This is a genomic window from Cryobacterium shii (genome assembly GCF_004402595.1).
In the GTDB taxonomy this organism is placed as follows: domain Bacteria; phylum Actinomycetota; class Actinomycetes; order Actinomycetales; family Microbacteriaceae; genus Cryobacterium; species Cryobacterium shii.
Genome location: NZ_SOFY01000056.1, coordinates 59,242 through 81,539, shown reverse-complemented (window position 1 = coordinate 81,539; position 22,298 = coordinate 59,242). Strand labels below are relative to the sequence as shown.

Below are 22,298 nucleotides of genomic sequence, written 5' to 3'. Positions count from 1 at the left end.
CTGACGGGGGTGATTCCCATTCCCGAGCTCATTGCTGCATAATCAAATCAACTGACCCGCACGGTGTCGAGAAACTCCACCACTCAGCGGGACGTGACCTGGGAAGAGATAGCGAAGCTGCGCGTTGCGGCCCTAATTCGCGGGTCAAAATTACCGAAGAACACCCAATTCTGGCTGTATCGGGTGAACGCCTTCCGGGCATGGTGGCTCAAAGACGGTTCCCTTCTCCTCCCAACAGATGAGGAGGCACCACCGGCAGCCGCGTATCGGTTGTCGCGCCAAATGATCAAGCAGGTGACTCGGTCGCACCCGCGCCCGCGTCTGGGCTCAATTCGCACGATGCTGATGGACAGCTTGATTGCGAACGTGGAGCGTTCGCGCGCAAAGACCTTCGATTACTGGGTGAAGATTTCCACCCTGGATCGAGGCCACCCCGTCATGATTCCGTTGTCGTCGTATAAGCACATGGAAACTGCGCCCGGTCGGGTGTTGCATTATGCGCAAGTGCGCATCGACACGGACAACCAGGTGAGCGTCAGCTTGCTGCGGAAGAACGCTCTCGCACCGCTGCGCGAGGACGGCGCAGTGGTAGGGCTGGATTGGGGCCTGTTGCACATGTTTGCGACGTCGGACGGGCAACTGCTCGGCAACACCATTTTCCCTTGGTTGAAAGAGCGTGACGCGGAACGTCTCGCGCTGACGCGCGCCTTACAGAAGCAAGGCATCAAGCTGAACGCATCACGGCGTTACCGGGCGCTGACCCGCCGCATCCGCGAACACACGGTGAACGAAGTCAACCGAATCCTGAACCAGCTGTCCCGGCGCAGTATTCGAGCGATCGTGGTCGAGAGACTCGACTTTCGCGGCGGCGGCATGAGTCCGCGCATGAACCATCTACTGAGCAGATCCGCGAGGGCTACCGTCAAAGCGAAACTCACCTCTCTCACGGAAGTGGCCGGCATCGCGGTGACGTATGAGAACCCTGCGTACACGAGCCAGCAGTGCGCGAGCTGCACCAACATAGACTTCCGCAACAGGAGCGGAGAACTCTTCCGCTGCCGGTTCTGCGGACGAAAATCCCACGCTGACATCAACGGAGCACGAACAATTTTGGGACGTTCCCACAATGATTCTGTTCAACTCTGGATGTATCGGGGGACGGTCAAGAAGATCATCGACGCTCAATTCACCCAGCACTGGGGTTCACCTCCGACTGGGCTAACTCGGCGCCGAGAACCCTCTTCGACCCGCGTCTAAAAGCGCACACGGCCTTTGCAGTTGGCCTCGCCGGGCTCCAACAGCCGGCCAACGCGATTCAAGAAACTATGTGAAAAGCGAAACTGCTTGGTGTACTTGCTCACGCTGACGGTGCAAAGGATTTCCCCCCATCGCGTCCGCTTCCGGCAGGCGAAACTTAGCGCCGATAGTAGGGATAAGTGCGATTATCACGGGTAAAAAACCACCCCCTTGAACCGACATGAGGCTGCGCAGAAAACGGGGTCTGAGGGCGCCGGGAGTGCCAGGGCGCCGACATGCGCGATCGTGAACTGTCCTTTGCTAGGCGCTGGCGCGATGCGGTCCGGGGTGGCCGGCCTTGCGGATGCACTTGCGGCCCGCTCGAGGCATCTGCTTGCTGCACCGGTCTTCTTGACGATTGGTCATTACCCACTCGGCTGAGTCGAAGTGTGCGCCGCCGCGGGCACGTTGCAACGCAGCGAGGAGCGCTTTGGTCTTGTCGGGCCCGTTCTCGCCCCAGCCGCGCTCCAGAGCGGCTGAGATCTCATCCTTCGACAGAAGCGCTGCCATGGACTCGGACAGCAGCCCGGCCGCTACAGCAGCGCGCTGCTGTCCATCCGGCGCAGCCTCGGGGAGGTAGTCCCAGCCATCGAGACCTACTGACTCGGCGGCGACGTCGAGCAGGCTCAGCGCTTCCCAGAGCTGAGTGACCTCCTCGTCGGTCAACAGTCCGGAGGAGGCAAGGCTTGTGGCCAGGTCATAGACCTCGTCGTTTCGTCGAGGTCCGACGCAAAGCACGTAGATGCTCGCTACGTTCTCGTCGACGCGATAGACAACTCGTTTCGTCTTTTCTACGACGGCTACGGTGTTCCAACCGACGAGCATGCGGTCGTTGCCCCGGGCACTGAGTGTGTGGCTTCCGCCAGGATCAGAGCACAGGGCGACCACGGTCGTCATGATCTCGAGGCGTTCTACGCTGGAGCAGGCTTCCAGCTGCTCGACGAACACGTCGGAGAAGACGATCTCGGCCTGGTCGTCGGGAAGACGGTTGCCAGGCTTCAATAGCGTGCAGCAGGAATCTGCGCAGCCTGCAACCGCACAGCTCGCTCACGAACGACGGTCTCGTTGAGACCCAGTCGGGCGCACACGTCAGCCAAGGAGTTCTGACCGCCTCGAGCTTCGGCGAGATTCGCGTATGCCCCCAGAACCTCACGCGATGTGTCTCTGAGCACGCGCACTGTTTCGTCGAGGCGCTCTGCCGAGTCGATCACAGCAACGTCATGACCCATTCGCGTGAGCACGATACGCTGCTGGGCCGCATCGGCGGCAACCGCAGAGATCCCCTTGCGGGCGGCGGTGGATACGGGCATGCGCAGCGCTGTCATGCTTGCAACTGTACACATCTCTGTGCATTGTTGCAACGACCGCTATCAGCTTCGGCTAGAGCACGGGAGTTCACCTTGGTCAGCACTTCGCGCGCTGTCCGCAGAGAATTCAACAGCTATGCGGTCACAGGCCAGTCCGGCCTACCGCGGAGAAACGGGAGGTTGCCGTGAACATATCCGATGAGTCCAACGCGGGCGCCGAGGTCGATGCTTGAGGTGTTCATTGTCGCGTCCTTCTTCTGCTTGTCTGGGTGAACGTGCCGCGCTCAACCAGCAGCATCGTCCCGGTTCTGTTGCTGATTGACGCCACGGGCGTCCTCCAGCGGATAACGCAGCGCGAGACCGTCGGCGATGCACGACTGATACGAAGCCTCGTGATCGTCTGCGCGGCGTGTGCGATGACGTGCCGGCGTCATGTGCCCGCTCAGGCTTCGGCAGCTCGCGCAGTGCTGCGCCTGGGCTGAGAATCTGCTGGCGTAGGGTCGCTGGGCGCCGCAGTCGTCGCAGAGCCAGGTCCCGCAGGCGGGGCAGAGGTGCGTGGCGCTCTGGGGTTCCTCGGTTGTTGCGGCATTCGACATGGCGTTGCACCCTTCGTAGGACGTGTGTGAGGTAGTGACGTGTCAGCCCGCGTCGCTGATGTACTGCCGGACGACATCGTAGAAGAGCGCAGCCTCCACCGGCTTGTCGAGCAGCACCTCGTTGAGAGCTGCCTTGTAGACAAGAGATTTCGGATAGAACTGGCGCCGCTTAGTCAGCTGGATGACCGTCGTTCCGAAACGGATGTTCTTCCGGCGGCCCTTGTACACGACCCATTGCGCCTTGTTGGCGTGGGTCATGACGACTTCCGCGACGTAGGCGTGGACCTCGTCGATCAGGCGCAGCTGTTGCCGGGTGACGGGCGAGTGCGTGTCGACGCCGTCTCCAGAGGGCGGAGACTGGGGATTCCACCAGGCCGGAATCCAGGACGTCGGCATCGGCTCGGCGGTTTCCGGGAGGTGCTCCAAGAACCACTGGCCGATGCCACGGAGGCTCTCTATGCTGCCGTCCGCCTCGGGGCCGCCGGTCTCCCGGAGGTGCTCGCGGATGCGGCCCTGCGCATCGCCGATCCCGTCCAGATACGCGTGGTGTGCTCGGGCGATCTCCTCTTTCGAGGCGTACATCAGGATCAGCATGCGGTCTTGTTCCCCATTGGTCTATTCCCCCCGGATAGTTGGCTGGTGCAGCGCCGCATAAGCGCTGTATCTCGATCTTGCATGGCACCTCTGACGCGCAACTGGTCAGCGGCTCGGCCGCGGCGTTCTACTCGAAGACGTTCTACTCGAAGATGATCACTTCGTATCCGCGACTGGCAGCCCACTTCTGAGCGTCCGCCAGCACAGCGTCCCGGCTCTGAACCGCGGCGATTCCGGTTGAGTCCTTATGCGAAGCCGTGGTGGCCCACACGTTCTCGTAACCGCCGAGCGAATCGGTCGCGCTGATGGTGGGGTAAACGAAGATGACGTCCTTGCCGGTCGCGTCAGCAATTGCATCGGCCCGACTCATGACGTTGCCGAGCTGGACTTCCCGCTCCTTGCCCGTGGCGGTGCCGAGCGCGGCTGCATCCGGTGCGGCTTCATTCTTGACCACCTCGGCCACCTCAGCAGGCAGCGGCCGTGTCGGGTCGATCGCGACGACGCTGCCGTCGGGCATCGTGTAGTCGTGCACGGCGCTCTTGGCCAGGATCTGCTTCTCGAACTCGGAGAGCGTGCCGTTGCCGTCGCGGTCGCCGGGGATCGCGGTCGGCGTGGGAGTCGCTGTCTCACTGGCCAACCCCTGGCCAGCACTCGGGATGAGTCCGGTGGCGTCACCGCTGGCGGGACTGCACCCGGTGAGGAGGGCGGCGAGCAGCAGTGCTGCGCTGCCGGTGAGGATGGTGCGTCGGAATGCGGTCATGGCTGGTTCCCCCCAAGGGATGTGTCGGTGCCCGCTCAGCGTATTGGCTGGCGGGGTGGTGATTGCGGGCGAGCCTTGCAAGGGCAGGCGGTTGCCTTCGTAGCTTCATCCCGCGGAGATGGCCGCGACTCCGCGGGAGCAGGTAGATCAGTGGGCCAGGCGTCGTCTGTCGAGAGCAGTGCTACGTCCGTCACACGGAACCCGCCAATTTAGTCGCCGTAGACGACCGCGTATTCGTTCGCGTTGTCCTGCTGTGTGAGCCAAGCGTTCACGAACGTCTCGGCCTCGGCACGGGACGAGAACTGCTTGCCGCTGCCGGCCGGGCCGCCGTTGATAGTCCAGTAGGAGACCTTGGTCTCAGCGTCCATGTCCGGGTAACCGAAGAGCCCCCAGACGGAGATGATGCGCTTGCCCGTACCGGCTGCCGACTTGCCAGCGTCGGAGAGGAGGGCGGCGGTGCCGGCGTTCATGTTTTCTGAGATGTCGCGGTTCGCTGCGACAACATCGGAGGTCTTCGCGTTCATGTCAGCCTGCACAGCAGCAGGCAGCGGTTCCGTCTTGGTCACGACGACGAAGGTGCCGTCGGCCATCGGGTACGCGCGCTGGCCCGCACCGGCTTTGAGGAGCACGTCCGCCTGAGCGGCGTCGACGATGTCGCCGGTCACTGCTGCGGCTGCGGCTGCGGTCTGTGTTCCAGCGGGTGCCTCAGCAGCTGCGGTCGGCACCAGGGCGCCCAGAGCGCTGGTACCGCTGGCGCAGCCGGTGAGGCCTGCGGTGAGGCCCGTAGCGAGTACGAGCGCGACGCTCGCGCCCAGGATGGTGCTTCGGAATGTGGTCATGGTGGTTCCCCCCCAGAAGAATGTGATGGTGCTCGCTCAGCGTATTGGCTGGCGAGGTGGTGCTGTGTCGCGTGGTGCGGGTGTTCGCGTGCGTCGTGCGGCGCCGCGCTCCGGCTCGGTGACCTGCTGCGTTACGCGGGACGCGAGTCGATGATGAACTGCATCATCGCGGTGGCCTCGCCGGTGTCGAACAGGGGGGCGAGGAGCTGGTTGAACTCCAGCTGGCGTCTGGCCGAGATGGAGATCGCGTCGTAGCTGTTCTGCATCAGGTGCCCGGCCATCATCAGCTTCGCGGTGCGCTTGTTGCCGTCGAAGTAGAACTGTCGCCTCGTCGCGGCGCAGAAGTACGCGATGGCTTGTTCACGTGGGTCTTCAACGTCTTCGAGGAGATAGGCCCTCAAGCGAGAGAATTCTCGCTTGAGGGTCGTGCCATTCTCGCCGGGCTCGGAGGCGTGGAAGGTTCCGAGGGCGCCGATACTGACGTGTCCGCCACCGCCGGCTGAGCCCTCGCCGCGGAAGTGACCCGATTCGATCGCCTCATAAACGGCGACCTTTGCATGGATCTCATCGCTCGTTGCCTTGTCGAGGTAGAACTTGCTGGTACCAACAAGCTCGTCGGTGAGGTTGAACCCGTCGTTGAGGGCGAGAATCTGGTCCTGGTCCGCGATGCGGTGCCCGGTGACGGTGATGCCTTCGAGGAGGGTCTGCACCTCAGGGAGCGTGTACGGGTTGCCTTCCAGCGCGGCAGCGTCCCAGATGTACTCCGGCAGGGAGGCGCGGAACCGGCTGCGCGCGCGGTCCACAGTTGAGCGCTCGAGAAGCGACCAATCGACGACGGACCGATCCCAGGTGATGCCGGTCTCCTCGAGCTGGACCTGCGTTGCCGAGGAACTGAGAGAGGTACGGGGCGCCGGCGGCCGGCCGGTAGCGCTGGCCGGCTTCGGTCTCGGCTGCTTCACGAAGCGGTCAGCGCTGACGGCCCAGGCTCTGTATTTATCCGGGCTGTTCTGAGGCTTGCTGGTCTCATCCATGCTTCACCAGCTCCGGGCGATGCGCTCTGCGGCTATTCCGAGGGCGCCTCTGATGCCGAAGGCGTCGAGCAGACCCTGGATCGGAGCCGCGAGCTTGATCTTGCCGTCCTCCCACGAGTCGACCTCGACGCCGGCGGTGTACTCGGCGATGATGACGTTCGCCTTGTTGGGGCGAACCGTCTCCATGTTGTCCAGGAGTCGCGCGAAGCGGTGAGTATCTGCGGTGTGCACGATGTACGGGCAGGCACTGGTGCCTGGCAGAGCACCGCCGTACAGGGCCCCCTCGTCATCCGGCACGCCGATTCGGTCGATGACAGCAGCGCCGGAAATCAGCCATTCTTGCTGGGAGAAGTCGCCAGCCGAGGCGAGCTTGAGCTCAGTAACGTGGCCGCGCAGAAACACAGTGCCGGGTCGGTGCAGCAGGCTCGAGCTCTGCCCGGCCTGCGAAACGATGTCCACCGGGTTGCCGTCTGGCACCCACCGGCGAAGACGCTCGACCCATTCGTCGACTTTCTTCGCCTCTCCGGTCGTCCCTGTGGTCAGAAGGTATGAAGCCTCGTACAGCGGATCAAGGATCACCCGAGCTGCCCGTGCCGCATCCGGGTCTGACAGCGGCGCCAGGGAGAGCACGAGCTCAAAGCCTGCGGCCAGGGCAAGCTCGCGGACGGTGCCAATGGCTGGGTCGACGAGGCCATCGCGTATCCGGTACTGCGTCGACCTCGCGAGCCCAGACCGCGCCGCGAGGGCGGACTTGGACAGCCCGGACCCCTCGATGATCTGGTCGATGATGCGTTGCATATACGCAACTATATCTCGATATGTTGCGAGAACGCTACATAGCCCGCTTGCTGTCGCATTTATGCTCCACGCTGATAACTTTATCAGGCAACTTGGTTTGGGTGCGGTGCAGCGTTCTGTTCTCTGTGCCCAACAGGTGCCGGCGCTTGAGGAAGGCGTGGTCGAACGGCTCAGGCACGGCTCTTAACTTCTATTAATCTTTATTAATTCTATGAACAAGCAGGGCGCTTCGGGCAGGAACCACAGAGTCTGGCAGCTGCCGCGCACTCAGCGGGTAATCGTCGCGGACTTGCTCCGGCGCAAGCCATACTGTGGCTTCTCGGATCTGTCCCGGGCCCAGCCGTGCGCACGGGCCGTGAGCGGCTCCGGTGCGTCCATCATCGAGCCGGGGCGCGAGCGTGTGTAGAGCCACTCGCCGGACGCCGTGGCGACCGTCTTGATGCGCCGGGTGAACGCCTTCTTCAAGAGAGGCGTGTCCGTGGGGAACTCCTGGCTCATCCAGTCTGCGTAGAGCGCGTGCAGGAAATCGACGGGCAAGAAGTCACAGGCGAACAGCTCAGCGAAGGCTTGCCAGAACGCGAGGATCTGGCCGTCGGCGGTGGAGTTGGCCAGCCAGGCCGCGGTGGCGGCTGGTGGCGGTGGCGGCAGGCGGCTTGGCACTGCGGCGATGCGGCGCAGCAGAGGGCGACGACGATTGGAGCGCCACAGCGATGGCCGAACCGGAGGAGGCGTTCTCGAAATCGGTTGGAAGCTCTGCGACACAGGTGTGCAGCTGGGCAGTCGTCATACCGGGTGTCGGCGAGTCCAGGTCGTCCCGGGCAAGAATGGAGCGAATAGTCTGAGCCGTGAGGTTTGACCTAAAACTTCGCCTCGGTGTCGCCAACATCTCGGCCGCGTGACTTGGGGGGCAAATGCCTACGGACATCCATCATCATTTCCTGAAGGCTCGGTCGCAGGAGTTTGGGCCTGATCGTTGTTTCATCTGCGGATGTCACGTCCCGGAAGGGTCCCCGCTTCGCACGGTGGAACATGTGTTCCCCAAATGGCTTCTGCACGAATTGAATCTGTGGAATGGCACTGTTCATCAGCTCAACGACGAGTTGCTTCAATACCGCCAGCTCACTGTGCCTTGTTGCCTGATCTGCAACGGGCGCGACCTGAGCGCAGTGGAGGCTCGTGTCAAAGCGGCGTTCTTAGCTGGCATCGAAGCTTTCAGCACCTTGGACCGACGGGACCTTTTCATCTGGCTTGGGAAGATCTACTACGGTCTTCTCTACAAGGAGAGCCTCCGCCCAAGGTTTGTAAAAGAGCAAGCTGGCGAACGTCTAGTTCCAGAGTCACAGCTCCAGAGCGTTTCATTCCACCATTTTCTCCTCCAATCAGCCGGTGGGTTCGTCAGCTGGGAGCCGGAGGGGCCCGGACCCGCCAGCTTCCACTTCTTCGAGTGCTTGGACGATGACGAGCCAGGACGACGCTTTGACTACATGGATGACATCTACGTACCAATAATCGGCCTTCGCATGGGAAGGATCGGGGTCGTGTGCATTCTTCAGGATTGGGGCCGCTCGGAGGGTGTTCAGCAGCTTCAACTCAACGCCGCACGCGGGATGAAACTGCATCCGACGCAGTTCAGGGAGGTTTACGCACGGCTTAGCTACATGACGAAAGTGTCTTGGAAAGACAAGAAACACATGATTATCGGTGGTGATGACAAGGCGCTGGTGATTGCAGGCGATCCTGGTGCCTTCGTCGGGAGCTTCGTCCTCGAGGAATACGCTCAGACGCTGTCGCATCTTTGGGGGGTTCCGCTCGAGGCGGTGTACCGGGAAGGCATGACGTTCTCGACCATCTGCGACCAATTCGGATCACCCAATGTGGCAGCCGATCACGATGTCATCTTCACAGCCCCTTACGGGCCCACAGGGCTATGGCCTGCGCACCGAATATCGTTGGCAAATCTCCCAGGTCAGCCTGGGCCGTGACCCCATGCCGTTTCAGCCAACACGCTCGACTATCAGCATCGTCCCGGCTCGCTTGCGGAGCCTGAACCGGCGACCGAGTTCAGGTCCACCAGGGGCAACAACTTCCACGATTGCCTCGATCTCAATGATCTTGCTGGAGGCGGAAGGAGTGACCTCTCGGACCCGGTAACCAGTGCCGTCCCAGACCGTGATCAGGTCGCCAATTCGGACCTCGGCAGCGGGGCCTTGATCAGAATGGTCCATGCTCCAAACGTGCCCTGCTCTGTGAGTCGGCCTGCGCCACGACCGCCCGCGTGCTCGCCAAGCGTGGCCTGCGACCGGGCGCGCTGGCGTCGAGCATGGCACATAGATCAACCCCGACTCACAGCCGTTGGAGAATTGTCGTCATGCCAATAAGTAATCCACGGCAGGGTCGGACGAGGGCGCTGCATTGTGCTGCGCGTGAAGGGCGTCGGCGCTGACCTCCGTAACTTCCGCCAAGAACCCAGGATCTGTCATATACGACTGGATCTCCTGCGTCTCCTGGAAAGTCTTGAGCACTGCCAGCCCAACGGCTCCCCCAAAGCCCTCAGACGCCTTGAGTTGTGCGACGGAGTTATTCTTAGCCATCGCGACGGCTTCAGCGTTGGCGTCCAAGAATCCCCAGAAGGTGGTGAGGAAGCCAGCAACGCTCGCTGTGCTGACATCGACGCCCTTAGCCTGGAACATCTCGTTCACGCGCTCGATCGCCTCATCGAGAGGACCCCGACTCGGAGCACCCTCAGACTTGTGTTCGCCCTCGAACACAGGCAGATTAATCCCTTCGCTGCTGCCCTCGGTCAACGAATGATCCGCGTTGATTGCGGAAGGCATGAACTTCAATCCAGAGAGCTGGACACCCTCTAGGTAACTGTCGTCATATTGGCGATCGTCAACGTGCAAGTTTCGTGCCAACAATGTCGTCAGGATGGCCCGGCGATGGAGGTCCAGATCCTGGTAGTCGACGATCTGGCTGAGGAACTGCCAAGCGTTCCTGTAGCCGATCACGTCAGCCCGGAAGCTCTCCAGTTCCTCACGTTTAGCCTTGTCCTTCTTGAGGTTGGCCTGCTTCCACTGTCCATTCCAACGATCCTTGATGGGACCGAGGGTCTTTGCCAGCACCTCGCCATTCTCGCTCTCCAAATATGCCTTCGCGACTGCGACCATCTCGTCGCTGCTGTAGAGGCCAGCGGTGTCCAAACGGTCAGAGATGGTGTAGATCACGTTGGGGTCCACGTCTCCGGTCACGTGGGCATCCGAGTAGTAGATCTTGAAGTCGTCCTGAATGTTCTGAGGGGAGTTTCGGAAGTCCACCACCATCGGCGCGGGCTTGCCGGGATAGGTGCGGTTGAGGCGCGAGAGCGTCTGGACGGTGGCGACGCCAGAGAGCTTCTTGTCGACGTACATCGCCACCAGGCGCGGCTCATCGAAGCCAGTCTGGAACTTGTTCGCGACGATGAGCACGCGGTACTCACCTTCTTCGCGAAATGCCTTGGCTGTGTCACTGCGCTGGTTCAGCCCCACCTCGGTCACACCGTCCGTCCCATCGGGGGTGAGCGTGCCTGAGAACGCGACGAGGGTGCGCATGTCGGTGTATCCCTGGGACGCAATGTACTCGTTCATCTTCATCGACCAGTGGTATGCCTCGATGCGCGTGGTGGTGACGACCATCGCCTTCGCGGTGCCGTCCAGAACGTGCATGACGTTTCGTCGGAAGTGCTCGACCACGACCCTTACTTTCTGGGCGATCGCGGTCGGGTGCAGCCGAGCGAAGCGGACGATGTTGGTCACCGCTTCACCGGTACGCACCTGGATCTCTGCTTCTTCAGTCAATTTGTTCTTGACGCGGAGGAACATATCGTAGGTCGAGTAGTTAGACAGCACGTCCAGGATGAAGCCTTCCTCGATGGCCTGGGCCATGGTGTAGGTGTCGAAGGCTTCCCACTTACCGTCGCGCTCGGTGCCGAATAGCCGCAGCGTCTTACCTTTCGGTGTCGCAGTCAGGGCGACGAACGTGATGTTGCTGGACGCTGCGATGGCCGAGTCCTTAGCCCGCAACAGGTCGTCGGCGCTGATGTCCTCCTCGTCGCCGAGGTCCACATCGACCAGTAGCGCCTTAAGGTCACGCGCCGTGGAGCCTGACTGGGACGAGTGCGCCTCGTCCGCGATGACCGCCCAGCGCCTGCCTCGCAGCTCGCTGGTATCTTCGATCAGCTTCATCACCTCGGGGAAAGTCTGCAAGGTGCAGGTGATGATGTGGTCGCCCTCAACTAGGGCCTTCTTCAACTGCGGAGACTTCGCGCCGGACTTCTCGCCGACCGTGAACACGAGACCCTTGCTGGACTGGACCAGATTCATGTCATCGCGGATGTTTTCGTCCAGCACTGTCCGATCAGTGACTACGATCACCGAATCGAAGGTCGACTTTGAGCCAGCACTCATGTGGCGGATGAGGCGGTGACTCAGCCATGCGATGGTCTTTGTCTTGCCGGAACCCGCGGAGTGCCAGATCAGGTAGCGCCCACCGGGGCCGTTGACCTCGATGTCGTTGACCACTCGCTCAACGGCCCGCAGCTGGTGGAAGCGCGGGAAGATGAGCCGCCCCTCGCCCTTCTTGCCGGTCTTGCTCGGCTCCCAGAGCGCAAAGTCCTTGAGGATGCGCATGAAGGTCGGGCGGGCCAGGATGTCTCTCCAGAGGTAGTTCGTTGAGGAGCCGTCGGACGGCGGGTTGCCCTCGTGCCCGTCGTTGCCTCGGTTGAACGGCAGGAAAACAGTGTCCTCGCCTTGGAGTTTCGTGGTCATGAACACGAGGTCGTTGGATACGGCGAAGTGGACCAACACACGGCCGGCTCCTAGCAGCGCTCGGGTCTTGCCGGGCTTGCGGTCCTGTTTGTACTGGCGGATGGCGTGGTTGACCGTTTGGGTGTTATCGGTCTTCAGTTCCATCGTCACTACGGGGATGCCATTTGCGGTCAGAACGACGTCGATGGAGTCGTTGGTCTCGGTGTCGAAACGCACTTGGCGAAGGATGCGAAGGCGAACGGCGCCGGATGCCTCAAGCACCTCGGTGAGGCTCGGGTTGGCCGGGGGGAACGTCATCATCGGCCCGAACTTGGCGGTGGGCCGCCCGACCTGGGCGTAGCTGAAGCCGCGCCGAAGCACGCCCAACAGACCGCCAACGGGGTGGCCCGTCGTAGTGTCCGTCCTTGTCGCCTTCGCAAGCTCCCTGGTGAGGTGCTGGAGGAGCTTGCGCTCGGAGGCGTCCTTGGCACCGTTGACGAGGTCGTCAGGCACCGCCTTGACGAATTCGTCGGGGTACTGGGTGCTCAGCCAGGCAAGCACGTCGCTGGGGATCATCGCCAAGCCTGCGTCCCAGCCAGTCGGTTTTCCGAAATTCTCGTAGAGCCAGCCTCGTCCGGAGAGCTCGTCACAGAGGTTGGTCTCAAACTCCAACTCCATCAACTGCGCGTGGCTCATGCGACTTCCTTCTTCCCTGTAACAACAGCGGTGATGAACGCGGAACTCCGCTCAACGAGAAGCTCTTTTAGCTTGGCGACACTCGCCAGCATGGCGTTGATTTTGCCGAAGACCTCGTCGAGGTGGTTAGCGATGCGTTGCTGTTCGTCCAGTGGCAAGTATGTGATCGGCAGCCCGGCAAATGTCGTCCAGTTTCGGAAGTCAACTGACCGTTGCCGCACGGAGGAAGCGTAGGCCTCAAGGAATCCGTTGGCAGCCAACGCTCTGAGCGCCCATGCCATGAACCTCTCCGACGCCAAGGGTGTCGCATTGCACACGTGGTACACAGGACTGACTTTCCCCCTGTCTTCCGAGACCCCCACCGCTCCGGCGAAACCGTCGAGTCCGTGAAACACGAAGTCCCCCGGTTCGACTCCTTGGTACCCAGCCTCAATGAATGACATGGTGAAACCCTCTTCGCGCCGACGAGAACGAAGCGTCACCTGTCCGTCCCTGAACGCGGTCACGACACCATCGCCCGGGCGTGCGTCGAGGGACTGTTTTGTCAATAGCAAGCCGACTCGCGTCCGCTCGCCAGGTGCGACGAGCTGGCGACCTAGGGTGACGAGATTCGTCCTACGGTGTGCGGTCAACTGCTCGGTGAGATCGTCAAGCTTGCCGATCATCGCATCGACCTGGTCGAGGTGATCCGCGATTGAGCGCTGTACTCCTGGTGGTGGCAGAGGAATGTGTATGCGAGACATCCTTGTGAAATTTGTTGACCATAGATCATCGACAATCCCCGTACCCCAACGGAAGAACTCTTCTTGGAAGGCAGTACTCCTCAGGAGGTGATGCCCGTACTCAGCAAGCAGAACTCCAGGTTTCGGCGTCATGACAGAGTAAACCAGCGAGACACTTCCGTCTTGCCTCGCTAGGCCCGCAGCCCCACGGCGGTCAGAGCGAGAATTGATGACCAGATCACCAGCTCGCACGAGCTTACGGTCACCATCGGTTTGAGTCTTGGCAACTCCTTCAAGCTGTGGAGTAACTCCACGTTTCCCTACAGATAATGCGGGGAAATCGGTCGCACTGACTTTCTCGCTGCGTTCGACAACTAGTGAGCCGATGGGAGCCATGGGAAACAACGTGCTTTCAAGTCCAGACTTGTGCACTGTGTGACTGATCACTCTTCGCTCACCACCTTGAACATCTCGGCAAGCTCACCCATGATCATCTGCACGTCCGCATCAATATCGACCAGTGGGCGCGGTTCCTTAGGCACGAAGAAGATCCGGGTGAACGGAATCTCGGTGCCATATTTGGCTTTGCTTTCGTCCCATTGGGCGTCCGGAGCGAACGGCAGCACCTCGCGCTCCAAATGTTCGGCAACGTCTTCACTCAGCGGCACGCGCTCGGTGATCTTCCAGCCGTCATTAACGACGGGCTTGCCCTTTCGGTCTACGGCCAGAGGCGCAGAGTCGTCCGCCACCGCCAAGGCCAACATGACAGCGTCGACGAGGCCGAGGGGAGCCTTCAGCCCAGCGACCCCCGCAGCTTGCGGGAACGTATTCGGCAACTCGCTCCAGGGCGTGCCGTCGAGAGAGCGCAGCACCTCGACGTGCGCATCGGTGAAGTCACTGCGACTGCGGAGCTCGTCGACCGCCTGCTCGCTGAAGCGGGTCGCGAACCGAGCCTGCCTGTAGACCGGCACGTCCCGGAACATGAGGTCCTCAGGAGTCATCACGCGCGAGATCATCGAGTCCGCATCCTCGAACGCCTTATACGCTTCGAGCACCACGCGTCGATTATCCTTGCTCATCTCCCTGCGCTTGTCGCCCATTGGCTTCCGCATCGGCTCCCATCCGCCGGAGCCGTCGATGAGCTGGATCTTTCCCTTCCGTTCGAGATCCTTGTTCGCGTCGAGGATCCAGACGTAGGTCGCGATTCCGGTGCCGTAAAACATGTCCGCGGGCAGCGCGACAATCGCGTCGATGAGGTCCTCCTCGAGCAGCCACTGGCGGATCGCGTTCGGGCCCTTGTCGCTACTGGACAGCGGTGAGGCGTTGGAGACGACAGCCGCGCGGCCGCCGTGGCCTTTCTTGTCGGCTGGACTGAGTTTTGAGGCGCAGTGCGCAAGGAACAGCATCTGTCCGTCGCTGGTGCTCGGCAGGCCGTGACTGAACCGGGAGTCCGGCACCTTCGCCTGTTCACGGACCGTCTTCTGGTCTGCCGACCAGTCCTTGCCAAAGGGAGGGTTCGAAAGGACGTAGTCGAAGGTCTGGCCATCGTAAAGGTCGCTTACGAGCGTGTTCCCCTGCCTGATGGCATCCGGGCGGCCTCCCTGAATGACCAGGTCGGCCTTGCCGAGCCCGAAGGCCGAATCCATGAGCTCCTGCCCGAAGAGCGTGACCTTGATATCCGGGTTCAGATCGCGCAGGGCGTCCTGAGCGACGATCAGCATACCGCCAGATCCCGCGGTCGGATCATAGATAGAGCGCAGCGTGCTCTCCCCGACTAGAGAGTCCTCGTCGGCGGCGAACAGGATGTCCACCATGAGCCGGATGGCATCGCGTGGGGTGTAAAAAGCGCCGGCAGCCTTTCCTTTCTTGTTGAAGGCCCGATACATGACATCCTCAAAGATGTCGCCCATTGCCGTGTTGGCGACGCCTGAAGGATTCAGATCCAGGTTAGAAAAGTGCTTGATGACCGCGTGCAGACGGTTCGCCGAAGCCAGGGTCGCGACCCGCCTCGGAAAATCGAAGGCGGTCCAGATGTCGCCGATGTTGTTAGAGAACCCGGAGACGTAGCTCAGAAGGGATTTGTCGACGTTGTCGTCGACCGAGGCGATGGTTGCTAGGTCCAACGGGGATACGTTGTAGAAGCTCAGGCCGAACTTGTCCTTGACCGCGATGTCGATGAGGTGGGGCGGCAGCGCGCCGAGTCCTTGCACGAACTGGACGACCTCGTCCTTGGAGTCGGCCAGCATGCCTTCCAAGCGACGCAGGACAGTGAACGGGAGGATGTAGTCGCCGTAGTCCTCCTCCTCGACCACGTCGCGGAGGAACTTGTCGGCCGTGTCCCAGACGATTCGCGCTGTCGTTGTTGAGCTTGCGGAAATCATTGCTGTGTCTGTCATGCCCACTCAGTCCTAGTCCTGTTTGTTACCTCATTCGAGTGTATGAGAAACGCCAAATTGACACGCCCGGCTCGCCCTGTCCCTGTGGGTGCACCGCTCTCCTCCTTGGTCGGTGTGGGGCGTCTTCGACACGCATCTGAGCCGCCGGCGGCGACAGGTGCGACTCATGGATGCAAGACGGAGCACCGGTCTCGCCGTTAGGGTGGCTCTCATGGCAGGTATCCAACTCTCCGTGAATTGGGCTGTCGCGCAGGCCGCCGAAGCCCTGGCCGCGTCGAGTAATCGGGCTGAGCGCGACGCCGGATGCTCTCTACGGTGCTGCGAGGCGGTCGGCCTCGACCGACTGCCCGAGGGCAAGCGCGAGACGGATACTCAAGGCGTACGTGTTGCGTTGCGCTTCTATTGCGAGGCGGATCGAGCAACCGTGGGCACCGCTCGCAAAGAGGTCGCTTTGGCCATCGGACAGGCGATGGGCCTGTGGCGCGGCGCCGTTCAACTCGACCTCAAACAACTCAAAGACAAAACGCCTCAAGACAAAATGGAGGACCTGGACCAAGACAACGGAACTTGGCTCGGACTTATACGCCCGTACCAGCGCGGCGGGACTGGTTTGCGGCTCGATCGATATCTGACGGCCGAAGTCCTCGAAGCACTCGAAGCCAAAAGTGGGAACTCCGCTTGGCGGACTCTGGCGAAACGCCCGGCAGAGGTCAGAATCCTCCTTCGCCGCCTCCGCTATCGCCTTGGGCAGGACTTTGGGGCGGAAGGTGCACAACTCAACTATGCGTTCTGGACCACCGCTACGACTGAGCGGTGGGCATCGCAGGAGAATCATCTTTTAAATTACCTGGTGCACACGCTGAGCCATTGGTCCACCGTCTTGGAAGGTGGCAACGCGGACCCCGCCAGCAGCCTCGACGTCGGCTACTGGGGCGAGGTCGACACTGAGCGAGATCAGTTGAGCCTCAGGCAGATGACCACGAAGTCGGGATCAACAGCTCTTGACGTCGTGCGAGGAGTACTGGACCATGCGGGGGCACAGATCCACCACGGTGACCCGATTTTAGTTTCGTCAAACACTGCCACGAACACGACGGACCCGTTGCTCGCGTTCGTGTCTCGGCTAGAACGCGTGCTTTACAGACCCGAGAGACTGAGCGGCGTCGATGTGCTGCTTATTCACCGCGGTGGTGGAGTAAATCCAACTCCCGAGGATCCTCGCTGGACCCCGACTAACGTGTCGGACCTCCGCAGGCGGGAGTTCCTCGATCTCTGTCTAGCAGTGCGGGATCTTGGTGTGGAAGTAGTCGTGGCGCTCGCCCACGCAAACGTTTCAGTGCTCGACTGGGATGACCGCAAGGAAGTGCACATGCCTCTCGGGATCTTCGAGGCGACGACGCCCACCGCGGGAGCTGCTTGGATTCTGCAAGAACACATCAATACGCGACGCGTCGACTCAGGACTCATTTACAGCCAGTCGCGTGCGACCTGACGCATAGACGCGAGTGGCGTGATCGTCCATCAGGGTGTACCCCACTGAGCAGTTCCAGATCGCTCGAAAGTCACGTCAATCAGGGTGGGTGTTCGGTACTGTTGGACAGAAGCGACGGGGGGTCTTAGACATGTCTGGACATAAAGGGCAGGTGGTCGGCTACGTGCGCGTTAGCGCCGCCGACCAGAACGAAGCGCGGCAGTTTGAAGCGCTCGGCACGGTGGACAAGATGTTCTCCGAGAAGGTTTCGGGCAAGAACACCGAAGACCGAGCCAAGCTCCAGGAGATGCTCACCTACGTGCGCGATGGGGACAAGGTTCGGGTGAAGTCACCGGACCGACTTGCACGGTCGACGACTGATCTTCTCGCGCTCGTCGAACAGCTCAAGGCGAAGGGCGTCGCGTTGGAGTTCGTCGACAACCCGGCCCTGAATACGGATACCCCCCAAGGCGAGTTCATGCTCACGGTTCTCGCTGCCATCGCGCAGCTGGAGCGCAAGACCATCCGGGAACGGCAGGCCGAGGGCATAGCGATCGCCAAGCGGGACGGGAAGTACGAGAAAGCTCCGAAACTCACCCCCGAGCAGGTCCAGCAAGCTAGCGAGCGGATCGCTCAGGACGTGCCAAAGGCAAAGATCGCCCGGGATCTCGGAGTGTCGCGGCAGACACTCTACGCGGCGCTCAACGGCTCAGGGAAGTACGCCAAGTAGGGCAGAGCCGGAGGTGCGAGGTCACAGCGGTGCAGCGAGCACCTCGTCCAGCGTGACTAGTTCGTCCGCGCCGTAATACCTCTGCACGTCAGCAGGGCATTCCACGGCAAGAATAGACGGGGGCATATTCACATCGACTCGCCCTCCTAAGTACCCGACGCCGATGCTCACACAGACCAGCACGCGGGCGATCCTGGAATTGAATCCACTTCCGGCGGAAGCTTGCCCCTGCGCAGCGTAGTTAGTCCGCACTACCGGGTAGGAACCCGACTGGTCGATGACTGCGCCGAAGGACGCTCCTCTCGCCCAAGCGGGGAGTTCTTGACCCATGTCCTGGCGGACTGTGGCGAACACGGGCTTGGGCCAGGCCTCTCCCGCGGTCACCGCAGCCACGTAGCTGTCGATGTCGAGGCCAATAGCGTTTTCGACAGCGAGGGCGGAGACCTTCTCGATGGTGATGCGAGCATTCGCCAGAGCTTGCTCTCGGACGTGCGCTTGCAAATCAGAGCAGGCCGAAAGAGTCAAAATCAGGCACAAAGCGAGAGCGCCCCCAATCAACCGTCGTCCTGAATGCCACGGGCCAGTTGCATCGCTGCTCGACAATTGAGCTCCATTTTCCCGGTAGGACATCAATGACGCGGCGACGGTCAATTCACGGCTTGAAGCTGGCCATCTCACCGGAATCGTACACGCCAGACCTTGTCAGTGTCAGAGCCCAGACCTACACTCCCCATATCGAATAAACGTTCGATAGCAGGGGTTGGAGGTACGGATGGGACAGAGCTTCCCGCACCTCCACGTTGCCTCCGCGTACTCCCCGCATTACGGGGTGACCATGCCCGAGGCCCTCGTCGACCAGGCGGCAGCCGCCGGCGCTGACTTCCTCGCTCTCACTGACCGGGATGGGCTGTACGGGGCAGTGAAGCACGTGCGGGCGTGCGCGGCCGCCGGGATCCGGGCGGGCCTCGGCGCGGATCTAGCCGTCCACGATGATGAGCATCGTCCGCTTGGCCGGGTGACCCTGCTAGCCCACGGCCGGGACGGTCGCGGCTACGCCGCTCTCTGCCGGGCCGTGAGCTCCGCCCACGAAGCAGGCCGGGTGCCGAGCATCGACCGGCGCCGACTGGCCACCTGGGCGGAGGGTCGTACCCTGACCGTGCTCCTCGGCCCGCTCTCTGATGTGGGGCTCGCGGTGGAACGCCGGGACAACCTAGAGTCCGTCGCGGGGTTGCGCGCGTGGCTCCGGGTCATGCCGATCGGGTCCGTCACGCTCGAGGTCGTCTGCCATCTCGCACCTGCCGGCCAGCGCGGTTCCGTGGCCGCAGCCACCCGGATGCTGGGCCTCGCAGAGGACACAGGGACCCCCGCCATCCTCTCCAACGCGGTCCGGTACGGGGAGCCTGGTGACGGGGCGACCGCAGACCTCGCCGACGCTACCCGGCTCCTCACCCCGCTCGCCCAGCTCGAGGAACCGCAGGCGAACGGGCAGGCATGGCTGAAAGACGGGTCATACATGCGCCAGGTGGCCCGAATGGTCGTCGACGCCGGCGCCCGAAACCCCGACGCCCTCGACCAACTGCTCCGCACCACGCACGAGCTGGCGGACCGGTGCGCCCTGGACCCAGCCGGAGACATCGGACTTGGCACACCACGGATGCCGGAGGCCGCGATCATCGGCGTCGTTGGTGACCCGGTGGCTGAGCTGTGGCGGCGGGCCCGGCACGGCATCGACGACCGCTACGCCGGCACCACCCTCGCCCGCGCCGCGCACCTGGAGCTCGCGCATGAGATGGAGACGGTCGAGCACCTCGGGTTCGCCGCGTACTTCTTGACCGTCGCCCGGGTCGCCGACCTGATCCGGGGCATGGGCGTTCGGGTGCAGGCCCGGGGTTCCGGTGTCGGTTCGGTCCTCAACTACGCGCTCCGCACCTCCTCGGTCGAACCGATCGAGAACGGCCTCATCTGGGAACGGTTCCTCTCCCCCGAACGCCAGACCCTCCCCGACATCGACATCGACGTCGAATCCGCCCGGCGTCACGACATCTATCGGGAAGTGTTCCAGGTGTTCGGTGCCGACCGGGTGTCACTGATGTCGATGACCAACGCCTACCGGGGGCGGGGCGCCGTCCGGGACGCCGGGCTCGCGCTCGGCATGCCCGAGGACCAGGTCGCGGCGATCGCGAAGCAGATGTGGCGGTTCAACGCTCGCGACTTCCGCCGGGCGCTCGAGGAGAAGCCGGAGCTCGCGGAACTTGCCGCGCAGGTGCGCGAGTCGCAGCAGCTGGACCAGCTGGTGGACCTGACCGCGAAGCTCGACCGGCTCCCCCGCCACATTAGCGTGCACCCGTGCGGCGTCATCCTCTCCGACACCTCTCTCCTTGACCGCACTCCGGTGCAACGCTCGGGCATGGGGCTGCCGATGTCGCAGTACGACAAGCACGACATGGATCCATTGGGTCTGATCAAACTCGACATCCTGGGTGTCCGAATGCAGAGCGCGATGGCCTACGCGATCGAGGAGCACCGTCGACTCACCGGCGAGACCATCGACCTGGACCGGGTCCCCCTCGACGATGAACCCACCTACGAGATGCTCCGCACCACCCGCACCCTCGGCGTCTTCCAACTCGAGTCGCCCGGGCAGATGGAGCTGATCGGGAAGCTCCAACCGGAAGTGTTCAACGACCTGACCGTGGAGATCAGCTTGTTCCGCCCCGGCCCCATGCAAGCGAACATGCCCCTCCAGTATCTGAAGGCGCGGCACGGGGAGGTCGCACCCGACCACATGCATCCACGGTTCAAACCGTTCCTCGCCGAAACCAACGGTGTCGTCGTCTTCCACGAACAGGTCATGCGCCTCTTCGACGAGCTGACCGGCTGCGGGATGGGCAAAGCCGATGTGTTCCGCCGGCACCTCGGGAAGTCCGATGACCTCGCCGAGATCGAAGCGTACGTGCGGAAACAGGCCGCCGGCCGCGGGTTCAACCAGCCTGTCGTGGATCGGGCGTGGAAGGTGCTGTCCGGGTTCGGCAGCTTTGGGTTCGCCAAAGCGCACGGGGCCGCGTTCGCCCGGACCACGTATGAGAGCGCGTGGCTGAAAACGCATCACCCGGCGACGTTCTTCGCCGGGCTGCTCACCCACGATCCCGGCATGTGGCCCAAGGACCTGATCATCGCCGAAGCCCGCAACCTCGGCGTCCCAGTCCTCGGCCTCGACGTCCAGAAGTCGGCGTTGGACTACCGGGTCGAGCAACTGGGCGACGGGCAGCTCGCCATCCGCCTCGCCCTGCCAGAACTCGCCGGATCCAGCGCGCTCGAGCGGCAGCGGATCGCGGAACATCAACCGTTCTCCTCATTGCAGGACTTCCGGGACAGGGTGCGGCCGCGCCGGCGCACGTTCGCAGCGTTCGCCCGGGTCGGCGCCCTGGACTCGTTCATCGGCTACGACCGGGCCCGCCGCGGCGACCTTCTTGCCCACATCCAAGGCCTCGGCGGCAAGGCCCTCCCCGTCGGCCCCGACCAACTGGCCTTCGACATTGAACTACCGCTGCCCGACTTCGACCGCTCGGTCACGGCCCTCGACCTGCGCGGCCGCACCCAAACAGACGTGGAACTCCGAGACCTCGGCCTCGCCGTCAGCCACCACCAAATGACCCGGTTCTACCCACTCTTCAAGGAACTCGGGGTCACGCCCGCGTCGGAGCTCGTGAACCTGCCGGGCGGCACTGAAGTCCTGGTCGCCGGGGTCCGCCGCGCCACCCACACTCCCCCGATGCGAAGCGGCAAACGTGTCGTGTTCCTCTCCCTCGACGACGGCAGCGGGCCGGTGTCCAACGTGGTGTTCTTCCACGACGCACAGGCTGCGATCGGGGCACCTGTGTTCCGCACTCACTATGCGCTGATCCGCGGCCGGACCCGGAGGACCGGTGCCCGCGGAGTCTCAGTGACCGGCGAGCAGATGTGGGACCTGCTCGACGTGGCAGGGAAGGTGCGGGCGCGCCACGCTGCCGAGAGGGAGCGGGTTGTGGTCGCGGCGGAGGCTGCGGACAACGTCATTCAGATGTGGCGGCGGAGAGCGTGAAGTCACCGACGCTATTCACGGGACGGACGTTCCTTTAGACGCGCCTGACTGCGAATTCTCCCGGGCGGAGCAAACGGGACGGTCCCTTCAGCAGAAGCTCCATGGCCGTTTCGTGTCGATTTCCATACCCGGCAGCACAAATTCCGCACGCGCATGCACAGCTCATTCACGCCTCCGCAGACCTTGGCTCTGTGCCATGA

General features: G+C 62.5%; 17 protein-coding genes. 5 read left to right on the top strand and 12 right to left on the bottom strand.

Going from position 1 to position 22,298, the window contains the following annotated elements:
• Nucleotides 1–93 precede the first annotated feature (93 nt).
• Nucleotides 94–1,257 (top strand): zinc ribbon domain-containing protein, encoded by a 1,164-nt coding sequence (locus E3O49_RS10495; RefSeq protein ID WP_134451540.1) that lies wholly within the window; start codon nucleotides 94–96, stop codon nucleotides 1,255–1,257.
• Between the two features lie 300 nt (nucleotides 1,258–1,557).
• Here the strand turns inward: E3O49_RS10495 and E3O49_RS10490 are convergent, their stop codons facing one another.
• The 8 genes from E3O49_RS10490 to E3O49_RS10455 form a co-directional block, all read right to left on the bottom strand.
• Nucleotides 1,558–2,298 carry a type II toxin-antitoxin system RelE family toxin gene (locus E3O49_RS10490; protein ID WP_134451538.1) on the bottom strand — a complete coding sequence of 247 codons (741 nt, stop codon included), beginning with the start codon at nucleotides 2,296–2,298 and terminating at the stop codon, nucleotides 1,558–1,560.
• Nucleotides 2,295–2,621 (bottom strand): hypothetical protein, encoded by a 327-nt coding sequence (locus tag E3O49_RS10485; protein ID WP_134451536.1) that lies wholly within the window; start codon nucleotides 2,619–2,621, stop codon nucleotides 2,295–2,297. The genes E3O49_RS10490 and E3O49_RS10485 overlap by 4 nt, the downstream gene beginning before the upstream one ends.
• A 620-nt stretch (nucleotides 2,622–3,241) precedes the next feature.
• Nucleotides 3,242–3,793 carry a hypothetical protein gene (locus E3O49_RS10480; protein ID WP_134451534.1) on the bottom strand — a complete coding sequence of 184 codons (552 nt, stop codon included), beginning with the start codon at nucleotides 3,791–3,793 and terminating at the stop codon, nucleotides 3,242–3,244.
• Nucleotides 3,794–3,935: 142 nt separating this feature from the next.
• On the bottom strand, nucleotides 3,936–4,553 hold the full coding sequence (locus tag E3O49_RS10475) for a hypothetical protein (RefSeq protein WP_134451532.1): 618 nt from the start codon (nucleotides 4,551–4,553) through the stop codon (nucleotides 3,936–3,938).
• A gap of 209 nt (nucleotides 4,554–4,762) precedes the next feature.
• Nucleotides 4,763–5,392: a hypothetical protein gene (locus E3O49_RS10470; protein WP_134451531.1), complete on the bottom strand. Its 630-nt coding sequence runs from the start codon at nucleotides 5,390–5,392 to the stop codon at nucleotides 4,763–4,765.
• Between the two features lie 131 nt (nucleotides 5,393–5,523).
• Entirely contained in the window at nucleotides 5,524–6,195 is a 672-nt protein-coding gene (locus tag E3O49_RS10465; protein ID WP_198417484.1) for a Fic family protein, read from the bottom strand.
• 231 nt (nucleotides 6,196–6,426) lie between these two features.
• Nucleotides 6,427–7,221: a hypothetical protein gene (locus tag E3O49_RS10460; protein ID WP_134451529.1), complete on the bottom strand. Its 795-nt coding sequence runs from the start codon at nucleotides 7,219–7,221 to the stop codon at nucleotides 6,427–6,429.
• 267 nt (nucleotides 7,222–7,488) lie between these two features.
• Nucleotides 7,489–7,881, bottom strand: a complete 393-nt coding sequence (locus E3O49_RS10455) for a primase-like DNA-binding domain-containing protein (protein ID WP_160141083.1) — start codon at nucleotides 7,879–7,881, stop codon at nucleotides 7,489–7,491.
• A gap of 251 nt (nucleotides 7,882–8,132) precedes the next feature.
• On the opposite strand from E3O49_RS10455, the gene E3O49_RS10450 reads away from it, so the two are divergent.
• A complete protein-coding gene (locus E3O49_RS10450) occupies nucleotides 8,133–9,203 on the top strand; it encodes a hypothetical protein (RefSeq protein WP_134451526.1) in 1,071 nt (356 codons plus the stop codon).
• A 384-nt stretch (nucleotides 9,204–9,587) separates the two neighbouring features.
• Here E3O49_RS10450 and E3O49_RS10445 read toward each other — a convergent pair whose 3' ends face one another.
• The 3 genes from E3O49_RS10445 to E3O49_RS10435 are packed head-to-tail and all read right to left on the bottom strand — an operon-like array spanning nucleotide 9,588 to nucleotide 15,816.
• Nucleotides 9,588–12,698, bottom strand: coding sequence for a type I restriction endonuclease subunit R (locus E3O49_RS10445; RefSeq protein WP_134451524.1), 3,111 nt, complete (start codon nucleotides 12,696–12,698; stop codon nucleotides 9,588–9,590).
• Nucleotides 12,695–13,816, bottom strand: a complete 1,122-nt coding sequence (locus E3O49_RS10440) for a restriction endonuclease subunit S (protein ID WP_134451522.1) — start codon at nucleotides 13,814–13,816, stop codon at nucleotides 12,695–12,697. Before E3O49_RS10440 ends, E3O49_RS10445 begins: the two co-directional genes overlap by 4 nt.
• Nucleotides 13,817–13,863: 47 nt before the next feature.
• Nucleotides 13,864–15,816: a type I restriction-modification system subunit M gene (locus E3O49_RS10435; RefSeq protein ID WP_134451520.1), complete on the bottom strand. Its 1,953-nt coding sequence runs from the start codon at nucleotides 15,814–15,816 to the stop codon at nucleotides 13,864–13,866.
• A gap of 211 nt (nucleotides 15,817–16,027) precedes the next feature.
• Between E3O49_RS10435 and E3O49_RS10430 the strand changes: the two genes are divergently transcribed.
• Together E3O49_RS10430 and E3O49_RS10425 are read left to right on the top strand one after the other, a co-directional pair.
• Nucleotides 16,028–17,308: a hypothetical protein gene (locus E3O49_RS10430; protein ID WP_134451519.1), complete on the top strand. Its 1,281-nt coding sequence runs from the start codon at nucleotides 16,028–16,030 to the stop codon at nucleotides 17,306–17,308.
• A gap of 151 nt (nucleotides 17,309–17,459) precedes the next feature.
• On the top strand, nucleotides 17,460–18,017 hold the full coding sequence (locus tag E3O49_RS10425; protein ID WP_244285289.1) for a recombinase family protein: 558 nt from the start codon (nucleotides 17,460–17,462) through the stop codon (nucleotides 18,015–18,017).
• Nucleotides 18,018–18,038: 21 nt separating this feature from the next.
• Here E3O49_RS10425 and E3O49_RS10420 read toward each other — a convergent pair whose 3' ends face one another.
• Nucleotides 18,039–18,668, bottom strand: a complete 630-nt coding sequence (locus E3O49_RS10420) for a hypothetical protein (RefSeq protein WP_134451516.1) — start codon at nucleotides 18,666–18,668, stop codon at nucleotides 18,039–18,041.
• A gap of 121 nt (nucleotides 18,669–18,789) precedes the next feature.
• Between E3O49_RS10420 and dnaE the strand changes: the two genes are divergently transcribed.
• On the top strand, nucleotides 18,790–22,098 hold the full coding sequence (dnaE, locus tag E3O49_RS10415) for a DNA polymerase III subunit alpha (RefSeq protein WP_134451514.1): 3,309 nt from the start codon (nucleotides 18,790–18,792) through the stop codon (nucleotides 22,096–22,098).
• The last annotated feature ends 200 nt before the right edge of the window (nucleotides 22,099–22,298 follow it).

Coding starts and splice junctions, on each gene's coding strand:
- E3O49_RS10480 (WP_134451534.1), bottom strand. CDS start 3,793: ATGCTGATCCTGATGTACGCCTCGAAAGAGGAGATCGCCCGAGCACAC.
- E3O49_RS10475 (WP_134451532.1), bottom strand. CDS start 4,553: ATGACCGCATTCCGACGCACCATCCTCACCGGCAGCGCAGCACTGCTG.
- dnaE (WP_134451514.1), top strand. CDS start 18,790: ATGGGACAGAGCTTCCCGCACCTCCACGTTGCCTCCGCGTACTCCCCG.
- E3O49_RS10460 (WP_134451529.1), bottom strand. CDS start 7,221: ATGCAACGCATCATCGACCAGATCATCGAGGGGTCCGGGCTGTCCAAG.
- E3O49_RS10470 (WP_134451531.1), bottom strand. CDS start 5,392: ATGACCACATTCCGAAGCACCATCCTGGGCGCGAGCGTCGCGCTCGTA.
- E3O49_RS10445 (WP_134451524.1), bottom strand. CDS start 12,698: ATGAGCCACGCGCAGTTGATGGAGTTGGAGTTTGAGACCAACCTCTGT.
- E3O49_RS10440 (WP_134451522.1), bottom strand. CDS start 13,816: ATGGCTCCCATCGGCTCACTAGTTGTCGAACGCAGCGAGAAAGTCAGT.
- E3O49_RS10435 (WP_134451520.1), bottom strand. CDS start 15,816: ATGACAGACACAGCAATGATTTCCGCAAGCTCAACAACGACAGCGCGA.
- E3O49_RS10430 (WP_134451519.1), top strand. CDS start 16,028: ATGGCAGGTATCCAACTCTCCGTGAATTGGGCTGTCGCGCAGGCCGCC.
- E3O49_RS10450 (WP_134451526.1), top strand. CDS start 8,133: ATGCCTACGGACATCCATCATCATTTCCTGAAGGCTCGGTCGCAGGAG.
- E3O49_RS10485 (WP_134451536.1), bottom strand. CDS start 2,621: ATGACAGCGCTGCGCATGCCCGTATCCACCGCCGCCCGCAAGGGGATC.